The following is a 15,520-nucleotide window of genomic DNA, read 5'->3' on the forward strand; positions in this document are numbered from 1 at the left end:
ACGGTTTGGCTGATCTGCTCGATGCACTGGAAGAAGTCAAAGAGTCTGACGACGTCAACTATGCGGTATTCCGCAACGAATATGCCAAGGCCAACAAGCTGATCAATAACTTCCTTGATGAACAGCTGAATGACCTGGAAGGAAAGCTGCTCGAGACCACAATCCGGCGCACCGAAGCTATCGGCCAGGCGAGTGTCAGTGCCGAGCCTATCCATACCTACAAACCAAGCTCTACCGTCATCAACGATTACAAAGCCCTTGCAAAAGAAGTTATTGCAAGAGTAAATGTATAACAAATGTAATACATTATATGAGTAAACTAAAAGGGGTGACGGCCCTGAACCGTCGCAAGGAGCGCAAGGCAGAAGCCGATGCGCAACCACAGAAAAGTGAGAAAATCACCACGGTAGCGACCCGCCGGAATGTTACGACAGGTACTTCGCCGGTACCGATGCGCCTGCCGGAGAACGACAAGGCCGAGCTGGGCCTGTGGCTGGAAGAGCTGAGCGAGGCGACAGGCAAGAAGATCACCGGTGCCAAGCTGATGCGCGGGCTGATCCGCATGCGCGGGAAGCTGAACCAGAAAGCGTTGATCAAGGCGATTAACGAGGCGAACTAACAAGACGAACAGAGCCGTACAATTTGGTAAATCTCAAGGAGGAGATAATGGATTGGCTTTGTTATCTCTTGTGTAGCATAGCGATATATCAACAAGCAGCAAAAAGACATTACGACAGTAGACAGTATCACTACTCTCCTTCCTCTTCTGCTGCATACAGTTGTAACAGGGCAAGATACAGGATCCTGCCGCTGATAACCCCGACTTGGAACTCTCGGCCTTTTTTTAAGGCTGCTTTGAGTATTTGATAACAAGACCTGAGTCCGTACACGGCCGGATAAAGGAGAACGCCTCAAACGTAAAGCCAGGAGAAGGGGTTCAAGCTGCAATCAACGACAATTCGAATATTGCTGATGCATTAAAAAACTCAAGGAAACTAAAGCTGACTTCCTGATACTCACCGATGCAATGGGAAAGTTTAAAGGCGTGATACACTATAAAGACGTTGTCGAAGAAATCATTGCATTCACGCTCAAGTCGAGTGAATGCAAAGCGTCTATCTCCTGAAAGTACGACCAACACCTACCTCCCCCTCAATAAATGTATTATAAAGGTAATACACCTATACAGTGCCACTAATAATAAGGACCTACAGTCTAGTGCAGAGACCTGCCATTTCGGTGTGTCCTCCTTGCTGATGCCGTGAAGGGCTCTCTTTTTTTTGCGCCGCGATTAGCACAACTTAACGATATTTAACGTGATCCTAATTCCGGTTCCCTCGAAGATCACCTTCCTTTTATTGAGTTCCATCCCGAACAAAAGCAAGGTAAACAATGAACAAGAACAAAATAGCGCTAACTACCATTGCCGTGACACTGGCAATGAATGCCCACGCAAACGACAACCTTCCCGGAATCTCCGACGGCAGTTTTCACAACACCGTTACTCTTGATTACCGAACTCCGGCGGTGCAGGACCGCAACGAAGTCATTATTGCCTTCGACATTAACTGGGGCAAGGTACCGGATGAGGCATGCTACTACATAGATGATAAAGAAGTAGGCTGTCAGGGGCGTGATGATTTTACTATCAATAACCACGATGACTGGAATGACCATGCGACGATACAAGGGGATATAGATGTCCCTGTCCAGATGGTTGCCGAACAACCAGAAGTCACGGCTAAGGTGATAGTTAAATCAACGGCCGGTGTCTCAAATGCCTACCGTGCAATAACCCTTACTGGCGACGCCGTCCTACCTTTTGACTATGAAACCAGTGTTGAAGGCCTGACCGAACAAACTGTTATTTACAACGACGCCGGCAATATCAAGAACGGCACCATGAGCGCCGAGGCCGTGGTCGAGCGGAACTCGGACAAGCTGGTCACAGGCTATGTCTCTGAGTGGGCACAGTACGACCGCCAGTTCAGCCTGGAGTCTATCGACCCGACAGCCTATGGCAAGCTGGTTTACTCATTTCTAGGTATCTGTGGTGATAAAGGCTCACAGGCCAGTACTGTCGCCCAGGCCTGTGAGGACCTAGAGCTGGACGAACACGAAATGGTTGTACTCGATATGTGGGCCGGCCTGCAGAGTGCCGTCAGCCAGCGCCAGGAAGATATGGGCTGGAGCGACCTTTACGACGGGGCCAGCAAGCAAAACTATGACGGGCTGAACCCGGGCAATGTCCGCGGCTTGCTGGGCCAGATGCTGGAGCTGAAGGAGCAAAACCCAGACCTGAAGCTGGCACTGAGCGTCGGCGGCTGGACGCTGTCCGAACCGTTCCACCGCATGGCGGCAACACCGGAGTCCCGCAAGATCTTCGTCGACTCCATCGTAAGCTTTATCAATAAATGGGACTTCGACGGCGTAGATATCGACTGGGAATACCCGGGCCACGGCGGCGAGTCCGGTGCCCACACGCCAGAGGATGCTGACAACTACGTCCAGTTGATCCGGGACATGCGCACGGCGCTGGACGGGGCAGGGTTGCAGGATGTCGAAATCTCCAGCGCCATCGGGGCAACCGAGCAGTATATGGAGCTGGTCGGGGCCGAAAACTACAAGACTCTGGCTGGGGCCGGCGGGATCCTCGATTACATCTACCTGATGAACTACGACTACTGGGGGGCGTTCACCCCGGACAAGCTGGGCCACCAAACCAACCTGTTCGGCAGCAGCTTTGCCGGTGAAGACGGCGCGAACAGTGCCGAAAAGGCCATCAATACCCTGAAAGGCTACGGCGTTGAGCCCGAGCGCATTATGCTGGGTGTTGCCAACTACCACCGTGGCAAGCAGGGCACCATCCAAGAAGCGGGAGTGCCTGGCTCGGCGACAGATGTCACCGCCACCTCCGTTTTCGGTAGCCACGAGCCCACGGTGGTAGAAGGCTACGATCTCTATGCCAACATGGCCGGAGACGATATGAAAGGCAGCAATGGCTTCAAGCTGTATACGGATGCTGCCGCCAACGCTGACTACTTCTACAACGAGCAGACTGGCGTATACTACAGCGGCGATACGCTGCGTACCGCACACCAAAAAGCGAAGTATGCCGAAGAAAACAACTTGGCCGGCGTCTTCACCTGGACCGTCGAGCAGGACTACAACGGCTATACCGTCAACGCACTGAACGAAGGCCTGGGCAACACCCTGTCCGAAAACCACACCACCAAGGCAGAGCGTGACCAGTGGAATACCACCTGCGGCGACAACGTCTCAAGTGACGAGTGTGAAACCCTGAACGAGGGCGAGCGCTACTCCCTGGGAGAAACCACCGAGAACTACGCCAAGTTGCGGCCGGACCAGAAGAGCGTGTTCTTCTACGTGCCGCCGCAGGACGGGGTGGTACATGCCGACGCCTCCACGCCAGCCCGTTCGCTATGGAGCGGGGCGGCCGGCACCTCCTTCATCGAGGTTGAAGTGGTGAACGAGCAGGGCGAGGAATTCACTGCCAAGATCCGCGGCCACAAGATGTACGGCAGCCGAGGCCTGCGCATGAACGACGGGGTTCAGGACGGCCACGGCGCCTTCCACTCAACCTTCAAATATGCCGACAACATGCACCTGCCGCAGGGGATCTATACGGCCAAGCAGCCAGTTACAATTTACGGCATGAGCTGGGGCGGCTCACCGGAGCCCGTAGCCAAGCTAATCCTGGATGTAAAACTGGATATGAACATCGAGCAGGATGATATCCAGCTGGGCAGCTGGACCGATAACTACGCCAAGTTGCGGCCGGACCAGAAGAGCGTGTTCTTCTACGTGCCGCCGCAGGACGGGGTGGTGCATGCCGATGCCTCGACACCGGACCGCTCGCTATGGAGCGGTGCGGCAGGCACCTCTTTCTTCGACGTGAAGGTGGTGAATGACGAGGGTGAGGAGTTCACGGCCAGACTGCGTGGCCACAAGCAGTACGGCAGCCGCAACCTGCGCATGAACGACGGGGTCCAGGACGGCCACGGCGCCTTCAGGGCAACAATCAGTGCTGATGACAACCCGAACCTGCCTGCCGGCCATTACCGTACCGAGGAGCCTGTATTGATCTACGCCCAGAGCTGGGGTGGCGCGCCCAAACCAGTGAAGGCACTGAAACTGGATGTCGACTTTAGCTTATAGCTCAGGCCAGCAGTATTGAAGCTGTAGGGAAGACAAAAAAGCAGCTTATCTTTAGGTATGAATCCGATAGGCGCCGCCTATCGGATTTTTTTATCAGATAACAGCCTGCTTTTTATAATCACGGCGTGAAAAAATCTTAACGTTATTGACTTAGCTATAGAATAAAGAGAGTCAAAAGATATTTGCAGCAAAAAATTAGGGGAGGTAAAAGCTGTTTATATCGTAAGTTCCATTTCTAACCCATCCAGACTGATCCCATTCGGTATCATGCTCCGCCACCAAATCAATTCCACAGAAAATACATCTACCAGCATTGCATTCACCACAGTAATATAAACACTCTAAAGTTAGATGGATGAAAATCCTTCTTCTTTATATGGCAAATTGATTCATGAAAAGGGGGCACACAGGAAAGTTAATTCTATATATGAAAGGAATAAAGGCTGTTTCTATCACATCACTAAGCACTAGTTTCATCCATGAATATAACGCCACTCAACTTAAGCAAGCGGTATACAGTTTAAAATATAGTTCCTGACAAGTAAAAAAGCCACCTTGTAAAGAAGATGGCTTTTCATGGGCCAGCAAGGAGAGAGCCTTTGTGTAGTTAAGTACTAACTCACACTGTTCTTGACGTTTTTTATTCTCTTGATGCCTTACATATCGGCGGGTTATGTCTTCATTAATTCCAACGCTTTCGACAAAATAGCCTCTCGGCCAAAAGTGATTTCCCCAACGCTTATTCTTCCTCAAATACGGAAACTTGCTGAATAACTTCAGGGCTATTTTTCCTTTCAATAACCCTATCAACTTGTACATTAAACTCAATGATCTCACATCCAAGTTGATTACAGTACACCTGGATACACCGATAAACCTCTTTATCCACATTGCTCTTCAAAACCCTGAACGATACTTGGAAGTCCATATGGTATGATATTGACTTCGCGAAAGATCAAGAAATCATTTAGCAATGAGTAGTACTTCAGGCAAAGCCTCTCTGGATGATAAACACCTACTGAAATGGGTGGCTCAGGGCTCAAAACAAAAGGTAAATCAATAATCTCATTCCTATATGGTCACCCAGCAAGTGGGTTTAGAAATTCACTATTAGAAACTAATTTATAGTGTGAAAAATCTAATTATTTTTTCCTAGGAGTAGCAGAAACCTTATTACCAAAAGGGTTAGATAACGAAAAGCCTTCTATGTAAATATGTCTACCTCGTTAATCTTCTCATCCTGAAATTATCAGCTTTACAGTTATTGGTTTTTTCATACTTATCCTGAAGTAAGTTAACACGGTATACCTTTCTAGGTAAGAATATATTACTATTACTATTTTGAATTTTTTTTTGACTAATAACGATTGATAGCAAAGAGAGGTGACCACTCCTCTCCATTGCTCGATAAAGGGCGCGATAGACCCTCTTATCAAACTGTTCCCACTTCTTCATAATCTGAGTTATTTATTGTTGTAAAAATGTTATTTAATAGGTTGTAACACTAACACCAAATAATTTTTTATCATTAACTGACATAGATGCACCTTAATTTATGTTAAGCATTGTTAAGTAGACGCCACCGTATACAGTTGCTAATGCTCTGATAAATGCCTCTAAAAAGAAGCCATAAAAGGAATATTAACTTATTCCAACACTAAAGATCCTTTACCACCTCATGCAAGCCAAAAACCACTCGTACAATGATAATACTTAATGAACTAAGTTGGTTAGTATTATTTAATAATAGTTAACGTGATTGCTGTTTTCCTATCCCGATAATTGGTATCGCTTACTCCCTATGGGGCCAATAAATCGGAATTTAGCAGGAATACAATGAACGTAGGAAAAATAAGCTTTACTGCCATAGCTATTTCTATGGCAATAGGTGCACACGCTAGCCACATCACGCTAGACTACGGCACACTCTCAGAGCAAGATCGAAATAATGTCAAAATCGTCTTTGATATGAACTGGGCAAAAGTACCAAGCGAAGCTTGCTACTTTGTCGACGCTGAAAAAGTAGGATGCCAGGATCGTGACCAGTTCACTTTGACCAGCCACGACCCTGGCTCAGATATGGCCACCATTCAAGGTGAAATGGCTGTACCGCCTGAAATGGTGGCCGAGCAAGATGCTGTTACAGCCAAAGTAACCGTCTCGAGCGGTGAAACAGCGACTAAAAACATCACTCTGACTGGTGATACCACACCACCTCCAGGCTCGGACTTCGACTACGAGAACAGTGTTGAAGGCCTGACCGAACAAACTGTTATTTACAACGACGCCGGCAATATCAAGAACGGCACCATGAGCGCCGAGGCCGTGGTCGAGCGGAACTCGGACAAGCTGGTCACAGGCTATGTCTCTGAGTGGGCACAGTACGACCGCCAGTTCAGCCTGGAGTCTATCGACCCGACAGCCTATGGCAAGCTGGTTTACTCATTTCTAGGTATCTGTGGTGATAAAGGCTCACAGGCCAGTACTGTCGCCCAGGCCTGTGAGGACCTAGAGCTGGACGAACACGAAATGGTTGTACTCGATATGTGGGCCGGCCTGCAGAGTGCCGTCAGCCAGCGCCAGGAAGATATGGGCTGGAGCGACCTTTACGACGGGGCCAGCAAGCAAAACTATGACGGGCTGAACCCGGGCAATGTCCGCGGCTTGCTGGGCCAGATGCTGGAGCTGAAGGAGCAAAACCCAGACCTGAAGCTGGCACTGAGCGTCGGCGGCTGGACGCTGTCCGAACCGTTCCACCGCATGGCGGCAACACCGGAGTCCCGCAAGATCTTCGTCGACTCCATCGTAAGCTTTATCAATAAATGGGACTTCGACGGCGTAGATATCGACTGGGAATACCCGGGCCACGGCGGCGAGTCCGGTGCCCACACGCCAGAGGATGCTGACAACTACGTCCAGTTGATCCGGGACATGCGCACGGCGCTGGACGGGGCAGGGTTGCAGGATGTCGAAATCTCCAGCGCCATCGGGGCAACCGAGCAGTATATGGAGCTGGTCGGGGCCGAAAACTACAAGACTCTGGCTGGGGCCGGCGGGATCCTCGATTACATCTACCTGATGAACTACGACTACTGGGGGGCGTTCACCCCGGACAAGCTGGGCCACCAAACCAACCTGTTCGGCAGCAGCTTTGCCGGTGAAGACGGCGCGAACAGTGCCGAAAAGGCCATCAATACCCTGAAAAGCTACGGCGTTGAGCCCGAGCGCATTATGCTGGGTGTTGCCAACTACCACCGTGGCAAGCAGGGCACCATCCAAGAAGCGGGAGTGCCTGGCTCGGCGACAGATGTCACCGCCACCTCCGTTTTCGGTAGCCACGAGCCCACGGTGGTAGAAGGCTACGATCTCTATGCCAACATGGCCGGAGACGATATGAAAGGCAGCAATGGCTTCAAGCTGTATACGGATGCTGCCGCCAACGCTGACTACTTCTACAACGAGCAGACTGGCGTATACTACAGCGGCGATACGCTGCGTACCGCACACCAAAAAGCGAAGTATGCCGAAGAAAACAACTTGGCCGGCGTCTTCACCTGGACCGTCGAGCAGGACTACAACGGCTATACCGTCAACGCACTGAACGAAGGCCTGGGCAACACCCTGTCCGAAAACCACACCACCAAGGCAGAGCGTGACCAGTGGAATACCACCTGCGGCGACAACGTCTCAAGTGACGAGTGTGAAACCCTGAACGAGGGCGAGCGCTACTCCCTGGGAGAAACCACCGAGAACTACGCCAAGTTGCGGCCGGACCAGAAGAGCGTGTTCTTCTACGTGCCGCCGCAGGACGGGGTGGTACATGCCGACGCCTCCACGCCAGCCCGTTCGCTATGGAGCGGGGCGGCCGGCACCTCCTTCATCGAGGTTGAAGTGGTGAACGAGCAGGGCGAGGAATTCACTGCCAAGATCCGCGGCCACAAGATGTACGGCAGCCGAGGCCTGCGCATGAACGACGGGGTTCAGGACGGCCACGGCGCCTTCCACTCAACCTTCAAATATGCCGACAACATGCACCTGCCGCAGGGGATCTATACGGCCAAGCAGCCAGTTACAATTTACGGCATGAGCTGGGGCGGCTCACCGGAGCCCGTAGCCGAGATAAAACTGGATGTAAACCTGGATATGAACTTCGAGCAGGATGATATCCAGCTGGGCAGCTGGACCGATAACTACGCCAAGTTGCGGCCGGACCAGAAGAGCGTGTTCTTCTACGTGCCGCCGCAGGACGGGGTGGTGCATGCCGATGCCTCGACACCGGACCGCTCGCTATGGAGCGGTGCGGCAGGCACCTCTTTCTTCGACGTGAAGGTGGTGAATGACGAGGGTGAGGAGTTCACGGCCAGACTGCGTGGCCACAAGCAGTACGGCAGCCGCAACCTGCGCATGAACGACGGGGTCCAGGACGGCCACGGCGCCTTCAGGGCAACAATCAGTGCTGATGACAACCCGAACCTGCCTGCCGGCCATTACCGTACCGAGGAGCCTGTATTGATCTACGCCCAGAGCTGGGGTGGCGCGCCCAAACCAGTGAAGGCACTGAAACTGGATGTCGACTTTACGCTATAGTAACTAGCATAAACCACATCAATAATACAAAGCCAGAGTATTTCCTCTGGCTTTATTTCATTTTCGTGACAACATATACCGTTTTAATTTATGTGATGACGTGCCTTATAAAGCTAAACATATACTTGTGAAGCCTATACAGGCTATTAGTATAACAAATCAACAAAACCAATAAAATCAATAAAAAATCAACAACTAAAGCATTAATGAAACATATAATGGAAGAAGAGGCCATGAATTCTATATACGAGATAAAAATCGGAACAAATGACAAGTGTGTGTTTTTCCCCACCGAACGTGTAATAAGAAAAAACATAGGTGAAAATAAAGTTAGGCTAACCACAACTGAAGCTAAGATGCTAAAACTACTGTGTTCTCACGTTGGTAAGAATGTAGAACGCGCCTATATTGAAGATGAAGTCTGGCGTGGACGAGGAGTAGTACCATCAACAACAAACTTGAATCAACTTGTATGTACATTAAGACAAAAGATACGACACGTGGCAGAGGAGAATATTATAGTAACCGTACCTAGAGTAGGGTTTGTTTTAAGTGATATGGTAGATGTCTCTCCAATAGAAAAAATATGAGCGTTAATTCAACATATAAAACATCACGACAACTTAATGTTTTTTAATCAAGCTTAACTCAACTTAACTTAACTTAACTATATGTAGCACAACAACGCTATAAAATTAACATTTCTCTACACAGTAAACATAAAAAGGTAAAACATGTTTAGCAAAAAAACTGGTGTTGTTGCTTCTCTAATTTTGGCAGCACTCGTAACTAGTGGTGCAGCAAATGCAGCTGATGGCGACCAAATAAATAAAGTCATCAATGTATCGGCAACTATCCCTTCAGGGACATTTAGCGTCGAGCCGACATACGGGTCGTGGCCAACTGATATCGAGTTGCCATATGACACAGCAACCAAAACTTTCAACACTTACGATCTTCACCTACAAGCAGTTACCGCTACCGGCCTTACGGCACACCTGCAGCAGGAAGCAGTACTTACCAGCGGCTCCAACGAAGTACCGCTAATCGTAAAGCTGGCTAACATACCGCTAGGCCCAACACCGACCGGAATCGTACAAAACTCTGGTAGCGACGGCAGCCCAGAAACACACGTAATCGACCTATCAATCGAAGCTGCTCCCGGCACCCATGAGCAAGTCGGCCTATACGCAGGCGTTGTTAACATGGTTATGGAAGATACTTTTTAAGCTTACTTGATACGTTGCTCACTCTAAAGTATGGAGTGCGGAAGCACTCCATACTTTATATGTCTGGACAAAACCATGGTATACCTAAACTACGCCCCACAGATATTATTACTATTTATTGTTTTTTTTAGCGTACCAACTCAAGCGAGTGTCATGCAGGTATTGGTTCCCAACAAAGTAACAATACTGGAATCAAACAGCAAAGACTCATCAGCATTAATACAGGTATCTAACCCCGACAAAAAAACGCCAAGGTTCGTCAAGGTCGGCGTTTATTATATTGACCCAGATAGCATAGGTACCGGAAAAGAAAAGCTGATAGAGATAACGGGGAAATTGAAAAAAGACGACCTAATAGTCCTTCCGGATAAAATAGCCATCCCACCAAATGGCCAGACCAGTGTAAGGGCAATATATACAGGGAAAAGCCTTGATGATGACAGGAATTATAAAATCAGATTTTACCCAGTAACGGAATTAGAATATATAGGACTTGAAAACAACAATGAAAATAAAGCTGAGTTATTTTTTTCCATTTCTTCAACGACATTTGCCACTGTCGTCAAATCGAACCCAACTTACCAACTCGACATAGATGGAAGCAAGGTAACCAACAACGGTGACAGTATAACCTTGATGCAAAACTGCAATATCTGCCGAGGCAACGACTGCAAGGTATTTACGGAATTTCGACTCCCCCCCGCGCGCCAGCTAGATTTTAATCCAATCATCAAAGGGGAAAAAAAATTAACATGGCAGTGTGACTTAATCGAGCCAGGTGCAGGCAAGAGAGTCGTCACAAACCACTAAGCTAATAAATCCTATGACACAAATAAAAAAAAATTTATTTATTGCTTGGGCAGTGCTTCATTGCTTTCAGGTTGCTGCTACACAGACAGAGGCAGCAACCTCACAGGACGAATTTAGTTTTATAACTCCAGCTGGTTTTGAAGGCCTGCTGGGCCACAACGCGACACCGACCGAACTGCTGTATTTAAATATCACAATTGACGAGGGTGAAATTGTTTTCTCTGACTCTGGTAAAAAGCACTACCGCTCGGACGGGCAAGAGCTAGAGTTTGACAAGACATACCACTGCGTATCGAGCGCACTCATCCGCGACATCATTGATAATGAGAACCTCTGCAAGTCCATGAGCTTCACACTACATGAAAAGTTCGAAGACAAGGTACAACTGGTATACTTACAGCCGGACAGCCGATCTATCCCGGCATTGAACCAACATTTCGGCATTAGAGCCGAGAGAAGCCAAACTATGCAGGGACGGGAGCACATCGGCCGTAGTACGGTGGACACGGTGAGCGGAAGCTTACGGTACAACGCCAACTTCACAGAAGGTGATAATTCCAACGGCTCCCTGTCACTGTCCGGGCAGGTATCCTATGCCGAATACCTCATCGAGGCCGAGCCTATACTTGACCGCTATAATGGGAGCAACTCGGTGAACGTCGGTAAGTTGCTCGGCTCTAGGACTTATGCCGGCACCAAACATGAGCTCGGGTTCAAACCATCCAGCCAGAACGACCTGATCAACTCGAGCATCGGCGTCATACCCAGCCGAAATATGGTGGGCGGTTGGTACTCGTCAACCAGCGAGACATTCAGGAATAAACAGCAAGGCACGGGTTCACCCTTGCTGGTATTTATGCCATTTACCGGCATAGTCGAGGTATACCGCGGCAACCGCCTGCTCTACGTCACACGTGCAACGGCCGGTATGGCCCAAATCCCTGTTGTTGATTTTCCGATAGGCGTCTACGACGTGACAATCGTGCGCCGCTCCCTAGGTGGCGAAGAGCTTGAAGCCATTACGGATACGGTCAGCAATTCGCTAACTGACAGCGGTTTCACACTGGCACTGGGCATGATGAGCTCAGGACCAAAGCAACTCGATGTACTGGATGGAGATTACGATGAACTGGCAGCAGGCTTTGCCTACCAGTCCAAAGTCCATGAGTACGCCACAGGATCGCTCTCGATACTCAACATCGACACGGCCCAGTATCTCCAATCGACAATCAATTACCAGCCGCCTTTCCCACTAGGCGTCGAACTGTCCACTGAATTTAATATTAGATCCAAGGACTGGGGGGTTAACCTGCAGACAAACTATACGGGCACGCTGATGGGCAAAATGGTAAACAGTAACTTCAACTATCGGTATAGCGATCTACTCGGAGCCGAGAGCCATTCGTACTTCTTCAACGTATCACTGATGCCGAACCTGAATTATTCCAATCTATTCATGCTCAATGCCCATACATCAAAGGTAAATACACCGCAATACAGGGAAGACTACAGCGAACTTAATATCGAGAACCAGAATGCCGTCAACGTATTCGGCGTACCAGCCAACCTGAGTACCTCGCTAGGGACCTCGACGACCGATGACCTGCTGGCTACGCTATCTCTAAACTTTATCCTCGGCTCCAGGCAGGATTATTCGCTGAGCACCAACTTCACCTATACCGGGCAACGAGAATCGTCCTATGGTGAAGTCATCATGTCAAAGCAGCTGGCAGAGGAAAGTACACTGAGCCAGCTGACCTTATCTGCTGGCGGGGGGCAGGAATTCGTGCGGCTCGGCGCTGATGCGAATTTCGAGTTCGACGGTGCCGACGCCTACCTGGGCGGCTTCGTGTACCAGGATGCCCTGCAGGGGACCTACAACAGCAACCAATATGGCAGGATCAGCGGCAACATGTACTTCTCTGGAACCCAATATGCCTTCGACCGGAACGAGGCCAGCTCCGGGGTTATCGTCAATATGGATACCCTGCCAGGAAGCAACATCGATGTCCGGGCTGACGTCAGCGGAGGGAGATCCGTAAAGCTTGGAGAAAGCAACACTCTAGTAACCGTTCCGAGTTTCACAGAAAGCAGTATGTACATCAATTCGTCGAATGCCGTCATCGATGACTATAGCCACAACTATGTACTCTACAAAGGGAACTTTGCGTTCCTGGCCATAGATCCGAGACAGACGTTCGAGGCAGCCGGCTACATCAACTTTGGCGACATTGGTAACGACAGCATCACTCTGAAAAACCACGAGTCCAAGGTCACTATCAGAAACCACGAGTCCACCGTCGATATCCACGGTACCGACAACGAGGAATATTTCCAACTGACGGTCTCGCGCCAGTATCCGGTGCTCGAGCTACTCGACGACCAGGGCCGCTCGCTTTGCACCGTCGAACTAGACGATAGATTGAAGTCCAGCAACAACCAAGAGTTCGTGTATTTGGGCAAGGTAGGGTGCCAGAATGGGTAAGCAAGCTATGAATATATTGATCCGATCTTTAACAGCGGTATTCTGCCTAGCGGTATGGTCTGGGATGGTACACGGCGCACAATTCACCATTCCCGTTGGGCTGCTGCACTACGAGCCCGATACCATGGGTAACTTCCTGTTGCCACAGTCCGGAACCAGTATGCCGCTATGCGGGGAAAACAATGCCTTTGCCAGGAAGTACAGAGTATCCGGCAGTGTTCAGGGTTCTGCGAGTCACCAATATCGCGCCCAAGTGAATGAGCCAGCCTATGTCACCCTTTATGAAAGAAGTGGGAAAGGCACGGCTCAAATAAAAATCACCCCGCTGGGGACCCAAAAAACAGCATCAAAAACTTTTGGAGGGAGTGCCACCATCACGGGTAGTACATGTGCAAGTAGCACTAGTTCTTACAATTTTTATGGAGAAAAAAGTTACGGGACTGAAGGGGCTGTTAGTATTAAAGAGCATTTAAGTTATCATTATAAGATTTATTACACCCTAGCTTTCGAGCTCCTCAATCCAGAGTCTGTCACTCCAGGGATCTACTCTGCGCGAGGCGGATACCAGTTTAGCACCGAAGAAATTAAATTGACCTCTTACACTAATTCTGGCACAACAACCTCGCCCTACATTCCCAACCTTAGCCTAGTCATAGGCCACGTGTTCAATATTGATATGCCCCATACCTCGGTGTCCCTGTCGTCCTCCCACGAGGATGATGACTCTTTCACCGGCGAAGTGCGGTTCAGAGCCCAGAGCAACGAGCGGTACAGCATTACCATGCAATGCAGCAATTCGGCTGCGGCTACCCCAGAAGGGAATTGCTTATTCTCGAGTAGCGAAATGGTACTGGCTACCCAGGCGCGTTTCACAGAGCAGAACCAGAGCTACCCACTGCGGCACGGGATCCCTACTTATATCGAAGGTGCCGACTTCACCGGTAGCCCCTACGAATACCCGGGTTACATCGACTTTACCCTCAGCGGGGTCAAGGAGCACGGCGAGGCGGGAAATGTCTACTATGATGTCGTCAGACTGACTTTCGAAGCTGACTTCTAATGCCAAGCCAATTCACTTAAGCTGACAACAACCCCGGCCGGGGATCTGCCAATAACTTCTGGCTAGAAACTCGAGCCTAATCCCAGGACCGTAAATACCAACGAGTACTCCCATATTGCCAAGGACGGCTCCCAAAAACTACAACCTCCTCACTTCGACACCCAAACAACATCAGCTCCACTTATGGGGCAGCTGACACTGCAAGACGGCCTGAAAAAGAAAGAACCAACACAACAGCAGGCCTATTCACGGATAGTACCTCCCGTTAAATATGCCCAAATAATTATTGACACAAAGACTTTCCAATTCATAGAAAAAATAAAAGCCTTGCAGCTTTCAATAAATCGAGAAAAAGCATACACCAAAGAAATAAACACATAACAATATTTAATATAAAAAAACCATTATTGGGATCAGGAACCGCCAAAAAAAACGTTTTAATATACAAAAGCACACATAGAAAATAAAATAACAAAATAAAACATTCTCAAAAACACAGAGGAAAGCCCTATAGAAAATTTGATTCTATATAAAACAAGCAAAATAAAATGATTGTAATTTCATTTAAACCTAAATAAATGTAATGATATAATTTTCAATTTTGGAAAAAACATACCCGACAGATCATCAAAGGCCTATCGACGATGAGTCGGGGCATCCTCATATTGAGTAATGCTTATTACGCAACCAACCTCGATATAGCGGAGGAGGCCGATATGCTGAGCCGATATCTTGCAGTACTGGAAGCTTACTAACACCCCACGTTACTAGTATTGTCAGTAAGAAACCGGATTTCATGCAGCAAGTCGGCAATAACGTTCTATTTCCAGCTTAGCCCCCAAACCCACTTATTTTATGGGGGCTTTTTTTTAAATCAAAAACAATAAAAGCCAATTAGCCATGATTAATTTAAAGAAAATACTGGATATCCATTTAAAAAGTCGCCACACAATTAACTACTATCAGTGGGAGTTTTACAAAAATACCATACACGGAAGCTGTATTGTCTGCGAACTACCAATGGTGCCCCCATACTCTGTAGTCCGTCATAAAAAAGAACACACTTTTATTGTTGCAGGGATAAACGTTGACACGCTTGCCCCACGATTCTGGTTCGTTAAATATAAACCAGAAAAAGGAAGTATTTATAAGGTCAAAGGAACCATTGAG

General features: G+C 48.8%; 10 protein-coding genes. 9 read left to right on the forward strand and 1 reads right to left on the reverse strand.

Annotated features, from left to right (window positions below; all coding sequences use genetic code 11):
• From ACXAD4_RS29305 to ACXAD4_RS29315, 3 genes are all read left to right on the forward strand, one after another.
• A partial coding sequence (locus ACXAD4_RS29305; protein ID WP_475245809.1) for a ParA family protein occupies positions 1 to 293 on the forward strand: 293 nt, incomplete at its 5' end.
• 17 nt (positions 294 to 310) lie between these two features.
• A complete protein-coding gene (locus ACXAD4_RS29310) occupies positions 311 to 619 on the forward strand; it encodes a hypothetical protein (protein WP_475245810.1) in 309 nt (102 codons plus the stop codon).
• A 773-nt stretch (positions 620 to 1,392) separates the two neighbouring features.
• Positions 1,393 to 4,179 carry a glycoside hydrolase family 18 protein gene (locus ACXAD4_RS29315; protein WP_475245811.1) on the forward strand — a complete coding sequence of 929 codons (2,787 nt, stop codon included), beginning with the start codon at positions 1,393 to 1,395 and terminating at the stop codon, positions 4,177 to 4,179.
• A 495-nt stretch (positions 4,180 to 4,674) separates the two neighbouring features.
• Here ACXAD4_RS29315 and ACXAD4_RS29320 read toward each other — a convergent pair whose 3' ends face one another.
• A complete protein-coding gene (locus tag ACXAD4_RS29320; protein ID WP_475245813.1) occupies positions 4,675 to 5,070 on the reverse strand; it encodes a transposase in 396 nt (131 codons plus the stop codon).
• Positions 5,071 to 6,015: 945 nt separating this feature from the next.
• Between ACXAD4_RS29320 and ACXAD4_RS29325 the strand changes: the two genes are divergently transcribed.
• From ACXAD4_RS29325 to ACXAD4_RS29350, 6 genes are all read left to right on the forward strand, one after another.
• Positions 6,016 to 8,766: a glycoside hydrolase family 18 protein gene (locus ACXAD4_RS29325; protein WP_475245815.1), complete on the forward strand. Its 2,751-nt coding sequence runs from the start codon at positions 6,016 to 6,018 to the stop codon at positions 8,764 to 8,766.
• Between the two features lie 218 nt (positions 8,767 to 8,984).
• Positions 8,985 to 9,356, forward strand: coding sequence for a winged helix-turn-helix domain-containing protein (locus ACXAD4_RS29330; protein WP_475245816.1), 372 nt, complete (start codon positions 8,985 to 8,987; stop codon positions 9,354 to 9,356).
• Between the two features lie 144 nt (positions 9,357 to 9,500).
• On the forward strand, positions 9,501 to 9,995 hold the full coding sequence (locus ACXAD4_RS29335) for a CS1 type fimbrial major subunit (protein ID WP_475245818.1): 495 nt from the start codon (positions 9,501 to 9,503) through the stop codon (positions 9,993 to 9,995).
• Positions 9,996 to 10,148: 153 nt separating this feature from the next.
• On the forward strand, positions 10,149 to 10,805 hold the full coding sequence (locus tag ACXAD4_RS29340; protein ID WP_475245820.1) for a hypothetical protein: 657 nt from the start codon (positions 10,149 to 10,151) through the stop codon (positions 10,803 to 10,805).
• A gap of 13 nt (positions 10,806 to 10,818) precedes the next feature.
• Complete coding sequence (locus ACXAD4_RS29345; RefSeq protein WP_475245821.1) at positions 10,819 to 13,290, forward strand: TcfC E-set like domain-containing protein; 2,472 nt, start codon at positions 10,819 to 10,821, stop codon at positions 13,288 to 13,290.
• Positions 13,283 to 14,350 carry a hypothetical protein gene (locus ACXAD4_RS29350; RefSeq protein ID WP_475245823.1) on the forward strand — a complete coding sequence of 356 codons (1,068 nt, stop codon included), beginning with the start codon at positions 13,283 to 13,285 and terminating at the stop codon, positions 14,348 to 14,350. The genes ACXAD4_RS29345 and ACXAD4_RS29350 overlap by 8 nt, the downstream gene beginning before the upstream one ends.
• Positions 14,351 to 15,520: the final 1,170 nt, after the last annotated feature.

It is taken from the genome of Photobacterium sp. AWH4_225, from assembly GCF_056158405.1.